The organism is Photobacterium obscurum, assembly GCF_026191635.1.
GTDB classification, from domain to species: domain Bacteria; phylum Pseudomonadota; class Gammaproteobacteria; order Enterobacterales; family Vibrionaceae; genus Photobacterium; species Photobacterium obscurum.
Genome location: NZ_JAKRRW010000013.1, coordinates 128641 through 152427 on the forward strand (window position 1 = coordinate 128641; position 23787 = coordinate 152427).

At 47.6% G+C, this 23787-nt stretch carries 17 protein-coding genes and 2 tRNA genes; 12 read left to right on the top strand and 7 right to left on the bottom strand.

Annotated elements, in window-relative coordinates; translation table 11 throughout:
* The first annotated feature begins 106 nt into the window (after window positions 1-106).
* From MD588_RS16420 to MD588_RS16470, 11 genes are all read left to right on the top strand, one after another.
* Window positions 107-191, top strand: a tRNA-Leu gene (locus tag MD588_RS16420).
* A gap of 167 nt (window positions 192-358) precedes the next feature.
* A complete protein-coding gene (locus tag MD588_RS16425; RefSeq protein WP_265698565.1) occupies window positions 359-1492 on the top strand; it encodes a Glu/Leu/Phe/Val family dehydrogenase in 1134 nt (377 codons plus the stop codon).
* Window positions 1493-1521: 29 nt separating this feature from the next.
* The gene (locus tag MD588_RS16430) at window positions 1522-3225 is read left to right on the top strand and encodes an AMP-binding protein (protein WP_265698566.1); all 1704 of its coding nucleotides are present in this window, start codon (window positions 1522-1524) and stop codon (window positions 3223-3225) included.
* A 381-nt stretch (window positions 3226-3606) separates the two neighbouring features.
* Entirely contained in the window at window positions 3607-3915 is a 309-nt protein-coding gene (locus tag MD588_RS16435; protein WP_265698568.1) for a PTS sugar transporter subunit IIB, read from the top strand.
* A gap of 121 nt (window positions 3916-4036) precedes the next feature.
* The gene (locus MD588_RS16440; protein WP_265698569.1) at window positions 4037-5371 is read left to right on the top strand and encodes a PTS sugar transporter subunit IIC; all 1335 of its coding nucleotides are present in this window, start codon (window positions 4037-4039) and stop codon (window positions 5369-5371) included.
* Between the two features lie 69 nt (window positions 5372-5440).
* Complete coding sequence (locus MD588_RS16445) at window positions 5441-5752, top strand: PTS lactose/cellobiose transporter subunit IIA (RefSeq protein ID WP_265698570.1); 312 nt, start codon at window positions 5441-5443, stop codon at window positions 5750-5752.
* Window positions 5753-5761: 9 nt separating this feature from the next.
* Window positions 5762-7075 carry a 6-phospho-beta-glucosidase gene (locus MD588_RS16450; protein ID WP_265698571.1) on the top strand — a complete coding sequence of 438 codons (1314 nt, stop codon included), beginning with the start codon at window positions 5762-5764 and terminating at the stop codon, window positions 7073-7075.
* 61 nt (window positions 7076-7136) lie between these two features.
* Entirely contained in the window at window positions 7137-7874 is a 738-nt protein-coding gene (gene chbG / locus MD588_RS16455; RefSeq protein ID WP_265698573.1) for a chitin disaccharide deacetylase, read from the top strand.
* Between the two features lie 274 nt (window positions 7875-8148).
* The gene (locus MD588_RS16460; RefSeq protein WP_265698575.1) at window positions 8149-9159 is read left to right on the top strand and encodes a LacI family DNA-binding transcriptional regulator; all 1011 of its coding nucleotides are present in this window, start codon (window positions 8149-8151) and stop codon (window positions 9157-9159) included.
* Window positions 9160-9262: 103 nt separating this feature from the next.
* Window positions 9263-9347, top strand: a tRNA-Leu gene (locus MD588_RS16465).
* Between the two features lie 191 nt (window positions 9348-9538).
* On the top strand, window positions 9539-10339 hold the full coding sequence (locus MD588_RS16470) for a helix-turn-helix domain-containing protein (protein ID WP_265698577.1): 801 nt from the start codon (window positions 9539-9541) through the stop codon (window positions 10337-10339).
* A gap of 35 nt (window positions 10340-10374) precedes the next feature.
* Here MD588_RS16470 and MD588_RS16475 read toward each other — a convergent pair whose 3' ends face one another.
* The 7 genes from MD588_RS16475 to MD588_RS16505 form a co-directional block, all read right to left on the bottom strand.
* Window positions 10375-11346, bottom strand: coding sequence for an ABC transporter ATP-binding protein (locus MD588_RS16475; RefSeq protein WP_265698578.1), 972 nt, complete (start codon window positions 11344-11346; stop codon window positions 10375-10377).
* Window positions 11339-12337, bottom strand: a complete 999-nt coding sequence (locus MD588_RS16480; protein WP_265698579.1) for an ABC transporter ATP-binding protein — start codon at window positions 12335-12337, stop codon at window positions 11339-11341. The genes MD588_RS16475 and MD588_RS16480 overlap by 8 nt, the downstream gene beginning before the upstream one ends.
* 14 nt (window positions 12338-12351) lie before the next feature.
* Entirely contained in the window at window positions 12352-14160 is a 1809-nt protein-coding gene (locus tag MD588_RS16485; RefSeq protein WP_265698580.1) for an extracellular solute-binding protein, read from the bottom strand.
* Window positions 14161-14262: 102 nt separating this feature from the next.
* Complete coding sequence (locus MD588_RS16490) at window positions 14263-15306, bottom strand: ABC transporter permease (protein ID WP_265698581.1); 1044 nt, start codon at window positions 15304-15306, stop codon at window positions 14263-14265.
* A 3-nt stretch (window positions 15307-15309) separates the two neighbouring features.
* Window positions 15310-16329, bottom strand: a complete 1020-nt coding sequence (locus MD588_RS16495) for an ABC transporter permease subunit (RefSeq protein ID WP_265698582.1) — start codon at window positions 16327-16329, stop codon at window positions 15310-15312.
* Window positions 16330-16657: 328 nt separating this feature from the next.
* Window positions 16658-20509, bottom strand: a complete 3852-nt coding sequence (locus tag MD588_RS16500) for a zinc-dependent metalloprotease (protein WP_265698583.1) — start codon at window positions 20507-20509, stop codon at window positions 16658-16660.
* A 24-nt stretch (window positions 20510-20533) separates the two neighbouring features.
* Entirely contained in the window at window positions 20534-21355 is an 822-nt protein-coding gene (locus MD588_RS16505; protein WP_265698584.1) for a hypothetical protein, read from the bottom strand.
* A 565-nt stretch (window positions 21356-21920) separates the two neighbouring features.
* Between MD588_RS16505 and MD588_RS16510 the strand changes: the two genes are divergently transcribed.
* Window positions 21921-23321: an aminotransferase-like domain-containing protein gene (locus MD588_RS16510; RefSeq protein ID WP_265698585.1), complete on the top strand. Its 1401-nt coding sequence runs from the start codon at window positions 21921-21923 to the stop codon at window positions 23319-23321.
* The last annotated feature ends 466 nt before the right edge of the window (window positions 23322-23787 follow it).

Sequence of the window (23787 nt, forward strand, 5' to 3'; positions counted from 1 at the left end):
CGCCCCCTGTGTTTGCTTAAATATAAAGCAAGTAATTCATGGGTAGGAAGATGTGTTAAATAAAGGCTTGCGCATCAAGTCGGTATACGTATAATGAGCCGCATCTGCCCGAGTGGTGAAATTGGTATACACGACGGATTCAAAATCCGTTTCCTTCGGGAGTGACGGTTCAAGTCCGTCCTCGGGCACCAAGATTTAACAAAAAAGCCTCAGCTTACGCTGAGGCTTTTTTGTATCCGCAGCATACGAATATCCTTTCTCTAATTCCTCCTATCAATTTCCCACTATTGCACCTTCGCTCTGGAGCAATTATGTCTACGGTTTATAGACAACACATAGCCATGATCTGAAAAATACTATGGATGATGCTTTTCAATATTCAGATGAATTTGGGCCACTAAAAATAATTCATCTCTATGAACCCTCCCTGGCGTTGAAAGCTGTTCTGGTCGTCGATAACGTGGCGATGGGGCCGTCAATTGGCGGGATCCGGATGGCAGTAGACGTTACTACTGAAGAGTGCGTGCGTCTTGCCCGGGCCATGACATTCAAGAATGCAGCGGCGGGGCTCCCCCATGGGGGCGGCAAAGCGGTGATTTGCGCGGATCCAAAAATGAATAAGCCGGATAAAGAGGCATTGATTCGGGCGTTTGCCCAGGGGCTGCGTAATGAGGAGACGTATATCTTTGCGCCTGATATGGGAGTGGACGAAGAGTGCATGGCCTGGATCCGGGATGAAGTGGGTCGAGTGGTCGGCTTGCCCTATGTCTTCGGTGGGATCCCGCTCGACAAGCTAGGGGCGACAGGCTGGGGGTTAACTCAGGTCGTCGATGTTGTCGCTAAAGAGCGTGGCTTTAAGGTGAAAGGAGCGCGATTTGTGGTGCAGGGTTTTGGCGCGGTTGGTAAACATGTGAGCCGGTTTCTTGTTGAGAAAGGGGCGCTGCTGATCGGCGTCTCAGACTCTTGTGGTGCAATCTGTAATGAAAGTGGTTTGGATGTCGAGCAGTTGTTAACCCTGAAGGCCGATGGTAAATCCGTCACTGACTATGCCGATGCAACCCAAATTTCAAGTGCCGATCTTGTTAGCCTCGAATGTGATGTTTGGATCCCGGCAGCGAGGCCGGATGTGATTAATGAAGGCAATGTTCAGTGCTTGAACACCAAGGTAATGGTACAGGGTGCCAATATTCCCTGCACGCTAGAAGCCGAGAAGTACCTCCACCAACACGGTGTGCTTTGCATCCCTGATTTTATTGCCAATGCGGGCGGGGTGATCTGCGCGGCGATGGAATACCACGGTGCCACACAGGCGGCAGCCTTCCAGGCAATTGAAGATAAAATACGGCGCAATACCCAACAGGTGCTCAAGCGGGTTAACGAGCAATCCATGCTGCCTCGTGATGCCGCTGTGGCATTAGCCAAAAAACGGCTAAACAAGGCGATGTCCTATCGACGTTATTCCTTGTTTTCAACCGCACCTCATTTCCTTTAAGTACGGTTTGCTAACACGAGGAAAGCATTATGAAAGTGACGCCTAAAAGTTATTTTCATCGTGGTGGAGATGAGCCGCTGCTTGGTAAAACGATTCCAGAGCACTTTATTGATGTTGCCGCGCAATATCCGCAGCAAGACGCTGTTATTTCAATAGCCCAGAGCCGGCGGTTAACCTACCGTGAACTATCTGTGGAAATCAATAGGCTTGCCAAGGGGCTGCTTGGCTCGGGGTTTCAGAAAGGAGACCGAATCGGTATTTGGTCTACCGATAACCTGGAATGGTTATTGTTGCAAATGGCAACCGCCACCATCGGGCTCGTGTTGGTCAATATTAATCCGGCCTACCGTCAACGGGAACTGGCCTACGCGCTACAGTGCTCGGAGGTTCAGGGGGTATTTGTCATTCCTTCGTTCCGTGATAGTGACTATCTCTCGATGCTGTTGGAGTTGATACCGGAACTCAAGCAGGAAGGGTCGTCGCTTAAGAGTGCGACTTTTCCGTTCTTGCGTTCGGTGGTCGTATTTGATCCTGCCAGTCCGGATAAGACGGTACGCCCGGCAGCGGGCTTTACTGTGTGGTCAGATATTTTGAAAAAAGGGGAGGCCGTTAAGGAGCAGGAGATCGACAGTGTTACCGCAAGTCTGGACTGCGATGACGCGATCAATATCCAATATACCTCTGGTACGACAGGCTTTCCGAAGGCGGTGGTCTTAAGTCATCATAATATTTTGAATAATGCCTATTTCTCAGCAAAGGCCATGCACTTTACTGAGCAGGATCGGCTCTGTGTGCCAGTGCCCTTTTATCATTGCTTTGGTATGGTGCTGGCGAATTTGCTCTGTTTATCGGTGGGGGCCTGTATTGTGATCCCGTCAGAGCACTTTGATCCCGAGGCGGTATTATGTGCGATAGAGCGTGAGCGGTGTACTGCTATCCATGGTGTACCGACGATGTTTATTGCCGAGCTAGAGCATGCTGAGTTCCGCCGTTATGATATGAGTAGCTTACGTACCGGGATTATGGCCGGTGCACCCTGTCCGCCGTCATTGATGGCGCGGGTAATGAAAGACATGCACTGCAGTGAAATATTAATTGGCTATGGGGAAACGGAAGCGTCACCGCTAACCCATCTTACCTCGCGCGACGATAGCCTGGAGCGCAGAACCGAAACGGTCGGTAAAAATTTAGCGCATCAGGAAGTTAAGGTTATTGGGCTTGAAGTCGGGGCCACCGTGCCTCTGGGGGAGATTGGCGAAATATGCTTTCGTGGCTACCACTTGATGAAAGGTTACTACGGCAATCCCAAGGGGACAAAAGAGGCGATAGATGAGCATGGCTGGTTGCATTCTGGTGATTTGGGAACAATGGATGCCGAAGGGTATGTGAAAATTACCGGACGGATTAAAGAAATGATCATTCGCGGCGGGGAAAATATCTACCCCAGAGAGATTGAAGAAGTTTTGTTTGCCCATCCTAAAATCCAGCAAGTGGCGGTGTTTGGTATTCCGGATGAGTTTTATGGTGAGGAAGTTGCCGTCTGGGTTCAATTGCATCCAGGAGAAGCCATGACGGAAAAAGATATCCGAGAATACTGCCATGGCCAAATGACCCACTTTAAGATCCCCAAATATATTCGGTTTGTCGATACGTTTCCGATGACAGTGACGGGGAAGTTGCAGAAGTTTAGGATGCGGGAAAGTGAAGTTGAAAACCTCCAGATTGAGCCATGAATGTTTTTTTCACGATTACAATGTGATGCTTAATATGAATTAATTGAATGTTAAGAATGGATTACCAGTATATCCTTATGATGCTGCCCGATATCTCATACTCAATGTAATACAATGGCGTTTTCTCTTCGAATTTAAGATTAGTCTCGCATAGTTTAATAGTATTTATTGATACTTTTTTACTGTGATGGTTGTTGTTTAATTTTACTCATTAACTTAAATACTTTTATGATTATTTCTAGATGAAAGCCAATCGCTATTTGTTTATTAAACTGGGATGTTACTCACGATCAATGCAACCGGTTGCGCTTTTGTGTTTTGATTAATTTGGTTACAATTTTTTCATCGTTTAAATAGCGGGAACAATAAAGGAAGAGCGTGATGAAAAAGATCTTATTGTGTTGCAGTGCAGGAATGTCAACCAGTATGCTGGTTAAGAAAATGGAGCAGGCTGCGGAAAGTCGAGGAATGGATTGTAAGATTGAAGCCCAGCCTGTATCAGTGTTTGAAGATGCAATTCAAGAGTTTGATGTTTGTTTGTTAGGACCTCAGGTACGCTTTCAGCTTGATGAGCTACGGAAAACCGCGAGTCAGTATGGTAAGCAGATTGACGCGATATCTCCAATGGCATACGGGATGATGAAAGGAGAAGAAGTTTTAGACCAAGCGATTTATCTTATGTCTGATTAATGGAATAAGAATAAAGTCAGTATTATTCTTATTCGATAGTTTTAGAAAAGAAGAATATTAAATGTCTCTGCATTAAATATGCGGGTAGGGATATTTCATTTTTAATAAAAGGATTTGTTATATGAAGTTCTATGATGCGGTAATTAATATCGTTGAAAAACATATTGCACCGCTGGCAGTAAAAGTCGGTAACCAAAAACATGTTCGAGCTATGCGTGACGGTTTTATTATAGCGATGCCATTTATTATTATTGGTAGTTTCATGTTGGTGTTTGCTTTTCCGCCATTTGCAGAAGATACGCAGAATGCATTCGGCCGAGTTTGGCTGGATTTTGCCTCGGCTAATTTTGATAACCTTATGATGCCTTATAATATGACAATGGGCATCATGGCGATTTTTGTATCGATGGGGATCGGGTATAGCCTTGCTCGGGCTTATAAAATGGATGGTATTACCTGTGCCGCATTATCACTAATGTCCTTTTTATTGGTCGCCTCCCCTGCGACTGATAATGCCCTCTCCGTAGGGCACTTATCTGGTACGGGGATTTTTACCTCAGTGATTAGTGCATTCTTCTCTGTCGAACTGATCCGTATATTGAAAAAGTACAATATAACGATCCGGCTGCCCGAACAGGTACCGCCAGCCATTGCCCGTTCATTTGAAATGCTGATCCCGGTAGTGGTTGTATTCCTGACTCTGTACCCACTGAGCCTCTTTCTTCAATCGCAGTATGACATGCTGATCCCTGATCTGGTCTTGGAGATGTTCAGGCCATTAGTTAGCGCGTCTAATACTTTACCGGCCATCATTGGTGCGCTGTTATTGTGTCAACTCTTGTGGTTTGCAGGGATCCATGGTGCGGCGATTGTTGTTGGACTACTGTCTCCGATTTTCCTGACAAATATTGGCGCAAACCAAACAGCCTATCTGGCCGGTGAGGCCATTCCTAATGTCTTTACTCAGCCTTTCTGGGATTTCTACATCTTTATCGGCGGCTCTGGCGCAACGTTGGCGTTAGTGATTCTCATGATGTTCAGTCGTTCGGTTCATCTGCGTAGTCTCGGCCGTATGAGTTTTGTTCCTGGTTTCTTCCAGATCAATGAGCCCGTGATCTTTGGTAGTCCGCTAGTTCTGAACCCTACCATGTTTATACCGTTCATTTTTGCTCCCGTATTCAATGCCATTATTGCTTATACCGCCGTTCATATGGGCATAGTCGGCGCTGGGGTGTCACAGACCGCTTGGACCGCACCTGCACTGCTTGGTGCTTCGTGGGGATCGGGTTGGACGCTGTCTCCGGTCTTGCTGGTTATCGCCTTACTCGTGATGGATCTCTTCATCTACCTGCCTTTCTTCAAAATGTTTGAGAAACAATTGCTTGAGGAAGAAGGAAAGTCGGCGAGCCAAGAGCAGAGTGCTGAGTCCGTACCTGCAAGTGGTGCGACCGCCTAGCAATAATCACTGGGTTATCGCACAGGCTATAACCCAGAACATGACTTTATGAATTGAGGAGAAATCGAAATGGATCAAGAAGCGGTGGTAATGGAGATTATTGTTAATGCCGGTGAAGCTCGCAGCTTGTGCTATGAGGCACTGGCCTTGGCGAGAAAAGATGGGATTGAAGACGCTAGGGCATTACTGAAACAGGCGAAGGAGTGCCTTAATCGAGCCCACTTAACCCAGACTCAGCTTATAGAGGCTGATCAGGGGGAGGGTAAAGTACCCATGACATTGGTAATGGTACATGCGCAGGATCATTTGATGACCACCATTCTTGCCCATGAACTCGCGACTGAGATGCTTGCTTTGCACGAAAAAATGGCAGAAAAGTAGGGCTGGATTATGACTAAATCTTCGTTAAAACTTGCCATCATCGGGGGAGGGAGCAGCTATACTCCCGAACTCATTGAAGGTGTTCTAAAAAGGCTTGATCACTTACCGGTCAAAGAGATCCATTTTGTCGATATCGAGGCTGGTCAGAATAAGCTAGAGATCATTGTCGACCTGGCACGACGGATGGTTGAGAAAGTGGGGGCAGATATAACCCTAAAGGCTTCTTTGGATCGCCGTGCTGCGATTAAAGAGGCTGACTTTGTGATGACTCAGTTTCGGGTTGGTGGACTTCAGGCTCGTGCGAGTGACGAGCGTATTCCCCTAAAATATGATGTGATTGGGCAAGAGACGACCGGTCCGGGCGGTTTTGCCAAAGCACTCCGTACAATCCCTGTGATCCTTGATATTTGCAACGATATTGAAGAGCTGGCACCAAACGCCTGGATGCTGAACTTTACTAATCCTGCAGGTCTGGTGACAGAAGCCGTACAGAAATATACCAAGGTCAAGACCATTGGCCTTTGCAATGTGCCTGTGTCGATGGAGATGATGATCGCCGAGATGATGGGCTGTTCGCCAGACAAGTTAACCTTGGAATGTGCTGGGCTGAATCATTTGCTCTGGGCACATCGAGCCTGGTTGGATGGGAAAGATGTTACGGCTGAGGTTTTGGGTAAGGTCGGTGATGGTGCAAACTTCAGTATGACGAATATTTTTGAGGAGCCCTGGGATCCGGTGTTCCTTAAAGCATTAGGGGCGATTCCGTGCCCATATCATCGCTATTTTTACCAAACTGACGCCATGCTTGCCGAAGAGAAGGGATCGGCTGAGCGTGACGGAACACGGGCCGAGCAAGTGATGGCAACCGAACGTGAACTGTTTGAACTGTATCAAGATACCAGCCTTGACCAAAAGCCGGAACAGCTTGAGCAACGTGGCGGAGCTTACTACTCTGATGCTTCCCTGAATCTGGTGGATGCAATTTACAACGACTTAAATACGATCCATGTTGTCAATGTACGTAACAATGGGACCATTGCCGGCCTACCTGACGATGCGGTGATCGAGTGTAGTGCCGTGGTCGGTAACTGGGGGGCTCGGCCTTTAGCGGTTGGACACTTGAGCCCGGCGGTGAGCGGCTTGGTTCATCAGGTTAAGGCTTATGAACAACTGACGGTCGAGGCTGCTGTTCATGGTGATTATGATCAAGCTTTCATGGCGTTAGCCAATAATCCCCTGGTGCCAGATATCAAGCGAGCCAAGGCAATACTGGACGATATATTGAAAGCCAATCATGACTATTTGCCTCAATTTAGTCACTAGAGTCTGAACGGGAGAGCAGTAGTCGAAACATGATATTGCTGCTCTCATTTTAGGTGAAGTTATGTATGTAATTTTTAACGCCGATGATTTTGGCTTAACCCCTGGAGTCAATCTTGGTATTGCAGAGGCATCTCAGTCCGGGGTGGTTCGCTCAACCACGATGATGGTGGATATGGCTGCTGAAAAGCATGCCGTTCAATTAGCTTCTTCCAGCTCTTTATTTAAGGTTGGGCTTCATGTGCGGCTCACTGCGGGAGTCCCTTTGACTGAAGCCCCGTGTTTGGTTGGCGATAACGGACGTTTCTTGCAGAAAGAGAATTTTTGGTCGAAGCGTGATTTTTCCGAGCAGCAGATTGCCGATGAAGTGACCGCGCAAATTGAGCATTTTCTTGCAACTGGGCTGAGTCTAAGCCATATCGATAGCCATCATCATGCCCATATGCATCCGCAGGTTTTTCCCGTGGTACAAGAAATAGCGAGCGGGTATCAGGTTCCATTGAGAGCGAGTGGCTATCACAGTAAGACGGCAAGTGATTGTCGATATGTCTTTGATGACGGATTTTATGGCAGTGCTCTCTGTTTGGATAAGCTGTTGCATCTCATCGAAAAGCATCATGGTAACTGTGATGTTTTGGAGGTCATGTGCCATCCGGCGTATATCGACCAGCCTCTTATTGAGGCCAGTGCTTACCATGCTGAAAGAGCTCAGGAGCTTGATATTCTTACCGACAAAAGACTACTCGAAGCACTCGATGATCTTGATATTAAGCTCAGTGACTTTTCAATTCTTGTGTCATGAGACCCTCTCGTAGGGCTGTGGAATAGTGCTATGGCGCTGGGCAGGTATGCTCGCTTTAGCATTGGCTTCTATCTCGAATAAGAAAATAGCGGCTGTCAGTATCGTGTCATCCCCCCTTGTCACCGATGCGAATTACTGTCAGCTTGCTATAAATCGAGAGTGAGTATTTTGATGTTTATTGTATCTTCATGTGGTTAGGCTGAATACAATAGCCGGGGAATATGGAGTGTTGGTTTATCGGCCGAGTATCGGCTTGAAGGGTAGTACATTTATCATGGCAAGCATTAAAGATGTCGCCTCCCTGGCAGGTGTTCATCGTTCAACGGTATCGCGGATCATTAATGGTGAAGGTCAGTTTCGTTCAGATACGAAACGGAAAGTCGAGCAGGCGATGGCCGAGTTGAACTATCGTCCGAGTGCAATAGCGCGCTCTCTTGCAACGGCTTCATCAAATATGACTGGTCTATTGGTTACCTACTATACCGGTGGTTTCTTTGGGGCAATGATGGATCAGGTTCAGGCTGAGCTAGATTTGCATAACAAGTTTTTGATTACTGCTCAGGGACATCATAGTGCAGAGGGCGAGCGCGAGGCGATTCGCCGTTTTCACGCTCTTCGTTGCGAGGGGTATGTACTGAATAGTCGCCACCTCAGTGATAATGAATTACGGGAGTTGGCGCAAGAGCCTACACCCTTTGTGTTGCTCGATCGTACCGTCGAAGGCCTAGAATCGAGATGCATCACGTTCGACCATACCCAGGCTGGGGTGATGGCGGTTAATCATTTGCTCGGCCAAGGGCACAAGAAAATTGCCTGTATATCTGGCCCGCTTAACCGTACCAATAGCCGGCAACGTTTTCAGGGCTATGTTAATGCGCTAGCAGAGGCTGGTATTGCCTTTGACCCGAGCCTGTGCGCGGAAGGTAACTACGGGCGAGAAAGTGGTTATGTTGCAGCCCAACAAATCTACCAGGCTCATCCGGAGATCACGGCACTGTTTTCCTGTAGTGAAGAGATGACCGGGGGAGCTTTGCAGTTTTTTCATGAAAACAAGGTGGCTGTCCCGCAGCAGGTTTCACTGATCAGCTTCGATAGTATCGATCTTTGTGCTAGCTTCTATCCAACGGTTTCTGCGGTTCATTTCCCGATTAGCGATATGGCCCGGCTTGCTGTTGAGGTGTTGATAAGCCAGATCAAGCATGAAGAGATCGAGCTCAACCGTCAATTTGAACCACAGCTTCGAATTCGCAATGGTGATTGCTGCCTTTCGTTAGGCGAAGGGTAAAGTACTATAGAGATGATGTGCCATATAGGGGATGGCAGATATGCAAATAATTTAAAAAAAAGGTAGGCATATCAATCCAGTATTCGTATAATGCCCTACATCTGCCCGAGTGGTGAAATTGGTATACACGACGGATTCAAAATCCGTTTCCTTCGGGAGTGACGGTTCAAGTCCGTCCTCGGGCACCAAGATTCAATAACAAAGCCTCAGCTAACGCTGGGGCTTTGTTGTTTCTGCGTGCTGAAAACACGTTTTTACTGCTTTTATCCCCGCGTTACCGTGCCTGTCAGAAAAAAATTAAAGAATACGCTTGCCAAACAACACACATCATTTACTAATAACAGGATACGCAGAATAACAATACAGGAGTAGAAGTAGTATGCGAGCAGCGAATCCTGAGTATTTACTGGCAGCACTGAGGAGTATTATTAAGGCTAAGGGGTTAACCTATAGAGAGCTCGCAGATAGGTTGGGTGTCCCCCTGTCGACATTCAAACGGCATTTGTATAGCCCGAATATAACCCTCGAAAAGTTATTGGATTACTGCCAGGAAGCGGATACTACTCTGGAAGAGCTTCAGAAACTGGCAATCAAACTCCAGCATGACAACGATAGCTTTTTTAGCCAAACCCAAGATGAAATTTTCTACCTTTTTCCGCAGCTTTATGATTTTTATCGGGAGCTACGGCATTTACGTAATCAGGACAGTTATGACCATATGCGGAAAAAGTATGGTCTGGACAAAACCTCTACGTATGCATATTTGCGCGCGCTAGAAATGCTAGGTCTGGTAAAGCTGGCTGAAGATAACAAAATTCAGTTAATCGGCCCCTTATACTACCGCTTTTCCGATGACTCCAAGTTAAGTGACAAATACAAGGATATTCTCAAGGAGCAAGCACTGGAAAACCCTAACTGCGTGCGGGTAGGCTTCTCCCGAATGTACCTGAAGGAAGAGCAACTGGAGGCCCTGAATCAGTTGCTTGCTAAGGAGGTGCTGAAGTACCACAGCGAGAATATGCAAAATTGCTTAACTGAGAAAGAATTACTCCGCAATGTGCTGCTGTTTGTTACCCAGCACCAGCCATTAACATTTTCTGACGGCATTAGTACTCTACCCAATTCTTTTTTGCAGGATGTCAAAGTCGCCATTGAGCAGTTCGAAGAGCAGGGAGCATAAATACTCCCCCGCTAAATGAGTGAAGGCAAGCCACCTCAGGTTGATGATGCCTGATGACAGGCGACGAGATGTTGCTTGCTCTTCTGCGTCAAAGTCGGATAAGTGTTTTGGCACGTACTTTCGGCTTGTGGGCACCGTGATGCAAAGTGACACCCGGGCGGAGGGGCCATGGGGGATGGTACATCGCCCTCCAGCATGACTCGCTTGCCACGCTGACGCGGATCCGGGATGGGGATCGCTGAGATGAGCGCCTTGGTGTAAGGGTGTTGCGGGTTGCTAAACAGTGTTTCTGTATCGCTGAGCTCAACAATTCGCCCCAGATACATCACGGCGATCTTGTCTGAGATATGACGGACAACCGATAGGTCGTGAGCGATGAAGATCAAGGCCAGATTCATCTGTTTTTGAAGATCAAGCAGCAGGTTGATGATCTGCGATTGTACCGAAACATCCAGTGCGGATACCGCTTCGTCGCAGACAATCAGTTTCGGGTTGAGTGCGATTGCCCGTGCGATGCCGATCCGCTGGCGTTGCCCGCCGGAAAATTCGTGCGGATATCGGTTGGCCGCAGATACCGGCAGCCCGACTTTCTGCAACAGCTCTTTGACCCAGGCTTCTCGTTCTTCCGGCAGGCCGATGTTGTGGATTTCAAACGGCTCAGCGATGATGGTGCCTATGGTATGACGGCTGTTAAGACTCTCCATTGGATCCTGAAAAATAATCTGCATCTCTTTGCGCAGGGATACCATTTCTGACGGGCTCAGATGAGTGATGTCTTGTCCGTTGTAGATGATCTGTCCGGCTGTTGGCTCATGAAGTTTGAGCAGGGTTCGCCCTACAGAGCTTTTTCCGCAGCCTGATTCACCTACCAGACCAAGGGTTTCGCCTGCCTTGACGTCGAATGACACACCGTCGACAGCATAAACGTATTTGGGTTTGCGAAACAGCGAGCCTCGCAGTGCGTAGTGCTGTTTCAAATCGACGAGTTTAAGAATCGTTTCAGGCATTGTTGACCTCGTTTATCTTCAGGCAACTGACGAAGTGCTTTTGTGACACCGTTTGTGGCTGCGGTACGGTTTCGCCACAATGTTCGTTCTGGTAGTAACAGCGGTTACGGAAGCGGCAGCCAGATGGCATCTCTTTAAGGTGGGGGACTGAGCCCGGGATGGTATTCAGCTTGGTTTTCGGTTTATCCTCAATACGCGGAATCGAACGCAGCAGTCCCTGGGTATAAGGGTGCTTGGGAGATTCAAACAGGGTGAACACATCCGCCCGTTCCACTACCCGGCCGGCATACATCACCACTACCTCATCACACATTTCGGCAACAACGCCCAAATCGTGGGTAATGAAGATAATGGCCATGTTGTTTTCTTCCTGGATGGAGCGCATCAGCTCTAGGATCTGGGCCTGAACGGTGACATCCAGAGCCGTAGTCGGTTCATCAGCTATCAGGATGTCCGGTTTACAGGCCAGAGCCATGGCAATCATCACCCGTTGGCGCATTCCGCCGGAAAGTTCATGAGGATAGACATGGAAGCGTTGCTCGGCTGCCGGAATGCCGACCCGCTGCAGCATATCAATCGCCGCTTGTTTACGTTCGGTTTTGGAAAACTCCGGCCGGTGCAGCTCATAGACTTCACACAGTTGGCGGCCGACTGAATGCACAGGGTTCAGGGCGGTCATCGGATCCTGGAAAATCATTGAGATCCGCGCTCCGCGAGTGCGGTAGAGATCTTCCGGGACCATGCTGACCAGATCGGTGCCATTATAGGTAATGGAGCCCGCAGTCACTTTTCCATAAGGTCGGGGTAGCAGCCCCATAATGGAAGCAGCGGTGACGCTTTTACCACAACCAGACTCTCCGACAACCCCGATGGTTTTGCCTTTGGCGACACTGAATGAGACGCCGTCCAGTACTTTAATTTCCCCTTCATCGGTTGAGAAGGTGGTTTCCAGATCCTTGATAGTCAGGATATCGTTATTGTTACTACTCATTGTGTGGCATTTCCTTATCCCTGAACGAAACGTTTGTCGATGAGAGTGACAGGCTCAAAGGACTTGTCGTCATCCAGGGCTTCCTTGGTCGCTCTTTTCTCGTCAAGGTCAATCCAGAACAGGCCGAATTCCATCTTGCTGGCATCAAGGATATCGCGGGATAACGCGGTGCCCAGGCCTTGAGGCAGCTTGACATAACGCCAGTGGGAACCTCGGGAGAACGGCACCGAATAGGTTGGTATCACGCAGTTGCAGTCAGCGATTTTTTGCTGGATTTGCCGTGATATCTCCGCCTTTTTGCTGACATCAAATTCGGTGTCAAACGCTTCAATTAACTTGTCCATCTCCGGGTTGGCATAGTTGGTGAAGTTATTGGTTTGCGGATGTGCATTTGATGAGTGGAAGTACTGCCAGTAAACAGGCAGTGCGCTCGTGCCCATACCCAGGAAGGCAGCCTGATGTTTTTTCTCAAGAAGTGACTTGAAGCCGGTAGCACCGTCAACCAATTTGAGCTCAAGATCCAGACCGGCTTTTTTTGCTTCTTCCTTCAGTACCACCACCCGGGCTGTGTGCATTTTGCTCAGATAGGTCAGAGTGATGGCAAGGCGTTCGCCCTTCGTATTGATGCGGGTACCGTCGCTGTCCAGACGGTCGAACCCGGCCTTTTCGAAATATTCGGCGGCCAGTGCCGGATCAAACTTCTTGGCTTTGATGTCCGGGTTATCGTAGTCGCCATAGCCAGAGCCGAAGCTTTGCTGGTGGGCATAATCTCCGCGCAGGGCGACATCAATCATTTTTCCGACATTCAGAGAGTGGGCAATGCCCTGGCGGATATTGGCATTATCCATCAGCGGAGCCTGAAGGTTCAGCCATACTCCGGCCGCACCTTGGGGGGACTGGTTGTAAAACCATGACTTCTGAATGTAGCCCTTATCATAGAGCGGTCCTTTGGCTTTGTTGTGCCATAGTGACGGGAAGACCATGTAATACGCATCCAGCTTGCCTCGCTCGAAATACTTAAGGGCGATATCTGTATCCCGGATCACCTTGATGATGATCTTGTCGACGTTGTAGCGATGCTGGTAGTAGCGGTTGGTATATCCCCACCAGTTATCAACTTTCACTAGGTGAACGGCCCGGCCCTTGCGAATTTTACCAACTTTGTACGGTCCGGTAGTCGGCTCGGCTTTCCAGTTATAGCGACGTATGAAATCTTTCGGAAGCTGACCGCCCGGATAGAAGTGTGCCGGTTTAGGCATAATATTTAGCCGCATGATCAGCTCATCGTCAGCCAGTTGATCGGCGGAGTGGAGGGCAAAGGTGTAGTTGTCATAGACCGTGATCCCCGCCACTTTGTTGGTGAAGTAATCTTTGTACCAAGGCGCCTTGGCGTGCTCGCTTCTCATGTAATCGAACACAAAGGCAAAGTCCCGGCTAGTGATTGGCTCGCCGTCGGTCCAGCGTGCACTTTCATCGATCCGAAAGTAGAGGGTTTTGTGGTCGTCACCAAAGGCCCACTCTTTTGCAATAGCTGGCAGAAACTGTCGGGTGTTCGGCTGCTGCTGGAGCAGAGCTGGGTTGCCATCAAGTAAAAAGGCCCGAAAGCTTCCGTTAGAATCGGGGCCGATAGTTCGCAACGTCAGCGGAAAGCTTGAAATATGTAACCGGTAAGTGCCGCCTGCTTTGGCCCGGCTGTCGGCAAACAGCGGCTGCTCCGGATTAGAAATCCAGTTCAGGCCCGACGGGAGCTCTGCTGTCAGCCCCTTGCCCTGGCACAGTACCGTAATGACTGCGAGCAGAGAGGCCATCCAAAATTGTCTCATTGTTTCTCCATACATTTATGTTCTCGGTGGCTGCCTTGCTACCGTTTTAATGTTGTGGTTTGTATGAACCGTTATCTGTCATGAGCATAGTGCGCCCAGGTATCAGATGTAGCGGGTGTATTTTTTCGGGTCGAAGGCTTCCCTGACGCCTTCGCCAATGAAGGTCACCATGGTCAGTACCGAAACAATAGCCATGACGACCGAGCCGATGATCCAGTAGGCATCCAGGTTTGATTTACCCTGTTGCAGCAAGTCACCCCAGCTCGGGGTTGGCGGCATGAGTCCCAGCCCGAGGTAGTCCAATGCGGTTAGCGTGGTGATATTGGCAACAATGCCGAATGGTGCCAGGGTGATCACCATGACCATGGTATTAGGCAGGATGTGTTTGACGATCACCCGCCACAGGCCTGCTCCCTGAGCCCGGGCTGCCATAACGTATTCCCGGGCTTTTTCTTTATAGGTCATGGTTCTCATGTACCAGGTAATGCTGATCCAGCCGAACATGACGTTAATCAGAACGAACAGAAAAAAGCTTGGCTGGATAATCGAGACCATGATCATGATGACGTAGAGGAAGGGCACCATCGACCACACCTCAATGACCCGCTGCATCACCAGATCGAATTTGCCGCCGAGGTAACCCATCAGTGAGCCAACCAGTACGCCAATGGTGTAGCAGAGTGTCAGGGTCAGCATGGCGAACCAGATAGCGATCCGGAAACCGTATATCAGGCGGGCAAGCACATCTCGGCCTGACTCATCGGTGCCCAGGTAGTGCTGGCTTTCCAGCGAAGGCGGATTCGGCGGGTAGTGCATGCCGTCGAAGTCTTGCTCGTACGGATTCCAGGGAATAACAGGCATCAGTACCCAGTTCCCTTTCCCTTCTTCGGCAAAGTATTGTTTCAGCTCGCGGTAATTGACCTCGTAGCCATAGTTAAGGCCGAACATTTCACCGGTTTTTACTTCAGAGTAGGTCGGAAAGTGCAGTTCGCCTTGGTAGGAGACAACTAGAGCCCGGCTGTTAACCAGAAGTTCTGCGATACAGGAGAGCAGTACCAGGGTTGTTAGGAGTACGAAGGAATAGTAGCTTCGCTTGATGGAGCGGAAGCGGTTAAGTTTCTTTTTGGTCAGTGGATTTAACGGCATGGTTTAGCTCCCGAATTTAACCCGAGGATCGACAATGGCAACGCACATATCCGAGAGGATGTTACCGAACATCAACAGCAGGGAAGACATAGCCAGGATCCCCATGACAACCGGGTAATCGCGCTCGATGATCGATTCATACCCCAGCAGGCCAATGCCATCGATGTTGAAGACGACTTCGATCAGAAATGATCCTGCGACAAAGACGGACACAACATTGCCCAGATGGCTGGCGATTGGGATCAGACTATTTCGGAGCGCATGTCTGCGTACGGCCTGTTTAAATGGCAGTCCCTTGGCAATGGCCGTTTTGACGTAATCTGCCGCCAGGTTTTCCAACAGGTTGTTTTTCATTGTCATGGTGAGAATGGCGAAGTCCCCGATGATGTAACAGAACAGGGGAAGAACAGCATGAGAAAACAGGTCCGCTATTTTGTCAGGCCACAGTAAATCATCAAAATCATCGCTGACGAAGTCGCCCATCGGGAACCAGTCGAGGTGAAAGGCAAAGAAAGAAATCAGAAACACCCCGACGACGTAGTTCGGCAGGGCATAACCGATAAACACCATAACCGAACTGACATTATCGAACCGGGAGCCGTGCTTCATCGCCTTGAGGATCCCTAGCGGAATGGAGACCAGGTAGCTGATCAGAAAGGTCAGCAGGCCGTAGAACAATGATATGGGTAGTCGTTCCTTTATCATTCCCCACACTGGCTCGTAATAGCGGGTAGATTCGCCTAAATCGAGTTGCACCAGTTTACCCAGCCACTCGCTGTAGGCCTCGAATATCGGCTTGTCCAAACCGTAGAAGGTATTGAGTTCGGCAATTTGTTCATCAGACAGTGTTTGTGAACCTTGTTGGTTTCCACCTCCGCTTTCCATTGACTGGGATTGCATCTGGGCAATCATCCGCTCAACCGGACCGCCGGGAACAAAGCGGGTTAATGCGAAAACCATCAGGGTTACGCCAATGAAGGTGGGAATGATCAGTAATAATCGTCGGCTAAAGTAGGCTAGCAAGGCATACTCCTTTACATCCTTTTAATAAGTACTTCGTACTGCTTTCATGGTGGGGCTATGTGTTAACACATCCGTGTTATGGCCTAATTGTAATGGGCAAAGATCCCGACCAAGTATTGTATAATAATTACAAATACTTACAGCGCAAGATGTATATGGAAAGCATTATGAAATGGGTCGCTGCGTATCGAGATATGGGGTGTTAGGTCTTATCTCGCTATATTTGCTGCCTGCAGTTCCAGTTTCTTGCGTTGGAATGAATGGGATTAGTTGAAATACCCGGGTATCGCCGATACCCGGGTATTTCATTGCTTACTAAATAGTAAGGTTACAGTACAGGAAGCTGTTCTAGCGCATAGCGGTACTGAATATATTCCCTGGTTGTCCAGAGCCAGATGGTTTCAGGATCGATATCGTAAACATCAGCATCTTGTGGCTGCTGTGTGATAGCCTCGGCAATATTGGTTGCGTAGATATCTGCACTACTCAATAGAGCTTCCAGGTATTCAGGATCTTCATCTTTATAGCTACGGATAGCATTCCAGGCGGCATGCAGGTCATCTTTGTTATGGCACTGGTTGCTTCCTGTTGCTGGTGAGTAACAGTTATTTGCTTCATCAAGCGTGAACTTGGCCGGCGAGAAGATTGTCCCACGGAATAATGAGTCGAAATACGGTGTCTTTTTCAGCAGATTCACAGCTTCGGTATCACGTAGCATAAATAGCGTGAAATCGTTCAGGTTTCTTATGCCGTATGCCTTCAGGTTTTGCTTGGTGGTTGAATGAGCATTTTCTAGTTTGGTAAGTTCATCCTGTTTACCGTTAATCAACAGCGCTTTTTCAGCCATGCGTAATCCGATGCGATTACGGCGTGTTACTGCATAGTTTCTGGCTTTGAGGCTAAATTCAAAGCCATTTTCCATATCGATATCCGAACCAGGTCGATTTAGGGTAATAGCGTCGATTAAGTACTGTGAACTGTCGGACAGGCCATATTCTTGGACTGTGCCAAATGCAACCAAGTTGTGCAGTAGTGCCGAGTACATCGGGGTTACCGTTGTTTTCGATAACTGGAAGTAACGTTTCAGCCCCGACAGATAGGGCGGAACATCAATTGCCCGCTTGATATCTGGCCGGTATGGCTTGACGGTCGCTTTGCGGTTGCCGTCCTTGTCCACGAAGATTGGCGCTGGGTATTTATCGTAGTCAAAGCCAAGGTGGCCGAGGTAAGCCTGTACTTTTATCGGTGTTCCCTGGGTACCGCTGCGAGGATCGGACACATCAAGCAGAGCCATATTGGATTTATCTCTGTTGAAAGTATTATCGCCACGCTTAACCAGCATCTGGGCAGCTAGCAGCTTGTCCGGCCATATACCTAACAGGTCGACGGCACTTGCTGAATTCTGATACGGGTTGTTGGCTCGCATATTGGCATGTGAGCGTCCGTCCCGGGTTTCGGAAAGCACTTTGATGTTATCGTATCCATTAGCCATTTCGGCGACCAAGTCTGGGTCAAAGCATGATCTTGGCAGTGTCGTTTTATGCTGGATCCTCGGGCCATAACTACTCCAAAGATCAGACAAGGCGACAAATCGATTGATCGGCTGTTGTCCTGATGGTGTCACTTCAAGCTCACAGACCTGATCTGGAGTACTCATCACCTTGACGAAGAAGTTTGCAGCCTCCAGAGCGGCGTCAAAGGTATCACAGACCTGTTGGGCTCCTTTAGGCAAGTTCTTGCGGGTGTAGGCGCGAGTACAGTTGTCGGTATAGTAATTGGCGACATTTTGGCCGTAGCTGTCTTCAGCCCCTCTCAGTTGCCCTAGCTGGTAGTCCATTTCCCCCAGGTCTTCAACGACTTCTCGGATTTCATTGAACTGGTTCCAGCGGCTGAAGCTGTAGTAGTGCAGATTAAAATCGTAAAACTGATCTCGTCCGTCACGGCGGTTGACCAGATCGTAGTTATCCCAATATTTCTGGATCCGGAACTGGGTCAGCTCCAGAATGTTAGTGCCTTCGTCAAAGCGGTTACAGGTAGTCGTACTGCTCACGTTCTCGTCGGTGCAATAGATATAGCGCTTAACTTGAGCATCCGGAGAGACTGCCGTCAGGTTCTTTTGCAACTGATCGAGAGCGCCTAAAGGGTAGGCCTGATGATTTTTACGTAGGTTTTCATCGATGTTGCTAAGACTGACGAGTTGAGTCGTCGCCGCTTCTTCGCTTGACTGGTGAACTTCCACCTTGCGGCCGTATCCATACCTCAGTGCGGCAATATCATATTTACCGTAAGTCGGCAGCTCATCAAATATAGAGGCACCGTAGTCCATTATTGAGCTGTAGGCGGGGACCTTTTCATAGCCAAATTTGGCTACTTCATCCTGGTGGTAGAAGTTATCTTTGTCGACGGAACCCATAAAGTTATGACGTAAGCCTAGGTTGTGGCCAAATTCATGTACCAGGGTTGACTTGAACATGTGCTTAGTAATGGCGTCGCTAGCCTCTTGTTGTTGCGCTTTGGTCAACTGGGTCCAAGATTTTAGCTTTTTATTGGCTTTGTCTGCGTAGTCCGTTGCGCTCTGATCAAGCGAACTATTGTCAAAGTATCCTCCGGCAAGATAGTCAATGCCCTTGATTAAGCCTTTTGACTTAGTACTGACCCACATAAACTCAGCGGCATACATATTTTGCTCAGCCATTTTATTGAGCTGTTGCTGATAGTTGGCGATCCCTTTACTGAAGCTTGTCGTATCCTGCTCTTCCGGTGAAAGCCAGCGTGGTACGCCATTGATAAACTGTGGCTCATAGGGAACGGGAGCCTGATGACTGGCTGATGGAGATGTCAGTTGTTGTGCCACCAGGCTATTTTCTAAGCCACTGACTCCTGTGAAATCGGAGGTAGCTTGGCCAGTAGACGAATCACCATTTGAATTATCTTCCGGGATAAACGAATCAGGGCGCTCGATCTCGCCGCGATTATAATATTTGGCAAGCTCGTTCCACATCCGGCGTGATGTGGAACGGATTACGCCGGCGTACTGGTTGACATGAGCGTGAACAATTTCACCGGTAAGTGGGTTTGTGGCTGACGGACCATAACCCAACAGGCCATTGTCCACCGGCTCGGTGATCAGGTTGAGTACGTTGTAGCGTAAGTCGCCGGTATGAACGCCAGCTTTTTTCGTTGGGTTAACGATTTTGATCGGCGGAACCCCAGTTCCTGCCAACGTTTTGTTCATTTGATTAATGGTTTCGAGCGTAATGTCGAGGTAGAACTTGCCGGCTTTATCGAAATAGCTATCACTTAAATAGTAATCAATCGATTTTTTATTTGGGTTAAAGCGGTGGAGTAGGTTAAATTTCTGCCCCTGTAATCCATTTTCACCCGTCAGTGAACGCTGTTCCTTTTCGTCTTTGAAGAAGCCAAACCTTGAAACATCGCGACCAGGATAGAAAACCGTTTGGTAATCATCGCTCGCTAATTTGTCGAGTTGTACCATGGAGTAGAAAAAACGAGTTTTAAAAGAGAGGTCTTCTAAGCTTCCACCAAAATCGTAGGTATCATCTGGACTTGCGGTAAAGGTACGTTCAACCTCGACGTTTAATACACCTTTTTCAGCATCGTATGTCGAACTGATCACGCGAGGCTCTGCAGTTTCCTCAACATTATCGGCAGTCCACCAAGCATCGACAGTATCAACGGCCAAAGACTCGACGCCAGCATAGTCAGGGGTAAAATGGGTGGTATCTTCCCAGTCTAGGTCGGCATCCTCATTGAGTTCTTCTTTGTTAGTACATTCGTCATAGTCATCTTCGGCACATCGGTACTGTTGGAATGTCCCTGGAATTTTAAGCACTGGTGCTTGGTTAATTACGCTTGCATATTGGCTTTCTTTACCCGGCTCGATGGTATCCCGGTCGACTTCCTCGGCGACAATACCATTGGTTTCATCAAAGCGAAGTTTAACGAGTTTTGGTGTTCCCTGGAAAAAGCCACGTTGGGTTACCGCATAACGAGGGGTCGCGCCCGTTGATGGCATATATAGCCATAATGATTCGGTATCCAGTGACGCTTTTACGATTTGTTCCTTGTCCCGAGGAAGAGTTTCATAGCTTCTTTCCTCTGCGCCACAGCCATAGAGCGCGATGCTCACTAGGGCTGCAATTGCTAATTTTTTATACATGCTGTGCTCACCATATAAATATGATTAAAAGTCGTAATTTAATGTGATGTAATAGGTTGGTTTTTCGAGTTCGAATAGATTTTCTAGCGGATTAGGACCCCTGTCTGGGTCGTAATATGTAGCGCTGTTTGTGAGGCCCGCAGCCAAACTAAATTCATCGTTAAATTGGTAACCAATCTCTGCCGAATAAGTCAGTTCGGGCGAATAGCTCTTTCCACGGTAGCTCCATGATTTAGAGCTCACTAAATTGGTACTGAAAAACCATTTATTAGGCGTGTATTCGACAGAAAATAAATTACTGACACGATATTCTTCTAACGGATGGGCTCCGGCCGTGGTGTATTGGTGGAAGTTCTTCCGTAGGCGAATAGAATCACTAACCAAAAGTCCTTCGATGACATGATCAAGCGAGTAAGAAAATTTAATATTGCCTCTTATTGCAGTTTGTAGGTCATTTTTAATCGACTCTTCTGATACAGGAATAAGAATGCGAGCTCCCGCAGACATGGCTAAGTTGTCCGTCGGATTCCAAATATTATATCTTGTCGCGGTTAACCAAATATCGCTCCAAAACTCCCCTCGCTCACCATCATAGCTATGTCGCCCTGAGATGATTGCCGAGAATTTCGTGTCTGAATTCAGGTAGTAATTGATTGTTGCGGTAAGTGCTAGATTACGATCTGCTAGGTAGTGGTTATCCTCATAACCATTTCTGCTGTAATCAATACCAATAGACGCTCCCCATGTTTTTTGTTGTGGGGGAACATTCTGAACTTGCTCTTCAGCATGTATGCCATTGGATATCAATGCAGATACCATAGTAAATAGCATCAAGTTAAACTTCATGACTTGCCCCATTCCCTGTGTGAAATTCCTATATGGCGTTCCGAATTGCCATATGAAATACAAGTTGTTTTATTATGATTAGAGGGAATCAATACTAATCTACACTTTGTTAGCAATAAAACGCTATTGTGAAAGTACCGCGTAATTATTCGTCTGGTATTAAATAGTGAAACCGCTCGTAACTTCCTATAAGCAACTGAATTTTGTGAATTTAATGTTTGCCGAGATCTATGGCTGCTGTGTAAGTGTTTACTGGGGGGAACAACTGTTTTTGAGGTTAAAATTAGGGCGATATTTTTAGTGTCGGTTTGTTATCTATTCTTGGCCCTTAAGCTGGGATATATCCCCCGACTTTGGAGGTGTTCATATTATCGTTATTAAGATTGCATCTATTTCATTACAACTAATTTTCATCGTTCATCACAGTTAAAAGATAAATAAACAGTAAGGCTCTGACAGTGGTCTGGTAAGTCGCTACCATTGCGGGTTGCAAACATTAAATCTAATTAAAGAGAGAAAAGGGATTTTGTCATCTCGATCAATCAATAGTCGATACGGCACGATTGTGGACAACGTTAAGAAGCAGATTAAGCAAAAAATCTGGCTTCCCGGTGAGCGCATTCCGTCAGTAAGAGCAATGAGTAAGGCACAGTCAGTCAGTGTGATGACGGTATTGAAGGCCTATGAGTGCCTGGAAGCGGAAGGTTGGATCTATGCCAAAGCGAAAGCCGGGTACTTTGTAGCCGCCCATTTTAATCGCCTGTCAGAGCCAGAGCTGACAACTCCGCAGGTGGTAAATAGCTCAATTAATATTAATCGACATGTTTTCGATGTGCTGAGAGCTTGCAAGCAGCAGGATGTTATTCCTTTTGGTTCTGCATTTCCTGATCCAGCCTTGTTTCCGTTACAGCAACTAGGACGAACCTTGGCTCAATCCATTAAAACTATGCCTATTAATAGTGGCATTGTTGATCTCCCACCCGGAAGTCTTGAACTTAGGCGAGTGATTGCGCAGCGGTATTTAAGAGATGGTATTCAAGTCTCTCTGGATGGTATTGTTATTACATCTGGTGCGATGGAGTCCTTGGGGCTGAGTTTAGCGGCTGTAACTCAACCAGGTGATACGGTGGCTATCGAGTCTCCTGCTTTTTATGGTGCCCTTCAGGCAATCGAGAGATTAAAGCTTAAAGCTGTAGAGATCCCGGTACACCCCCGTAATGGTCTATCGATAAACGGATTAAAAGCAGCAATTGCAGAACATGATGTAAAAGCTTGTTGGTTGATGAGTAAATTTCAAAATCCACTGGGCGCGACTATGGCTGCCGAACAAAAGCAGGCGGTTTATCGCTTATTGGCAGAACACAATATTCCGTTGATAGAAGATGATGTGTATGCCGAGTTATATTTTCATGATGATAAGCCTTTACCTATAAAAGCTCTGGATGAAAAAGGATTGGTCTTACATTGTTCTTCATTCTCCAAATGCTTAGCCCCAGGATTTCGTGTCGGTTGGGTGGCTGCTGGGCGTTATGCGCGGCAGGTCGAAGAGTTGCAGTTTATGTCGACTTTATCTGTTGCTGTCCCAAATCAATTCGCACTAGCCCAATACATACAGCATGGTGGTTATGATAATCACTTGCGGCGATTAAGGTGTACCCTTGAACAGCGTCAACAACAGATGCTGGGAGCCATAGAACAATATTTTCCCGAAGGGACACAGGTGACGCGGCCTCGTGGGGGATACTTCCTATGGGTTGTGCTGCCAAAGAAAATTGATACCTCTGCTCTTCTGACTGAATTACTCAATAGCCATAAAATCAGTATTGCTCCGGGAACTCTATTTTCGGGAGGAGATCAATTTAAGCACTGTATGAGAATAAACTGCGCTTACCCATGGGATGAAAAGAACAGGGCAGCTCTTTATCAATTAGCTGATGAGCTGAAAAGGCGATGCGAGAATAAGTGAGGCCTTGCACTGTACTCATTGATTATCGGCTCAACTGTACTACCCCTTATTCAACGTATTACGCTTCAATAGTAATCCTGTCGGAGTCTGGAGCGTATGAATATGCAAAATCGATCCTTAAGTCATGAAATTAAGTTACTGATAGTATCTATCGTTTGTGCAGTCCTATTGGTTTTAGGGCATCTACTGTTGGCCAAAAGTTTGGTTGAACAAGTCTGGGTTGAATATATAACAGCAGCAATTCCGTTTGTTTTATGTATTATCGGCGGATTGGCGATACGTTTTGCCATTAACCATGATGATGTCCAATAAAACCTGAATCATAAAAATGGTTATCAGCCTGACAGGTGGAGCTAAGAATTAGGCTAATTGCTCGGGTTTGTTTATTAATTGTTCGGTCGTGCTGTTTTTGATGATTTATTTCAAAAAGCCTATTGCCAATGCGATCGAAGTCTCTATAATGCCG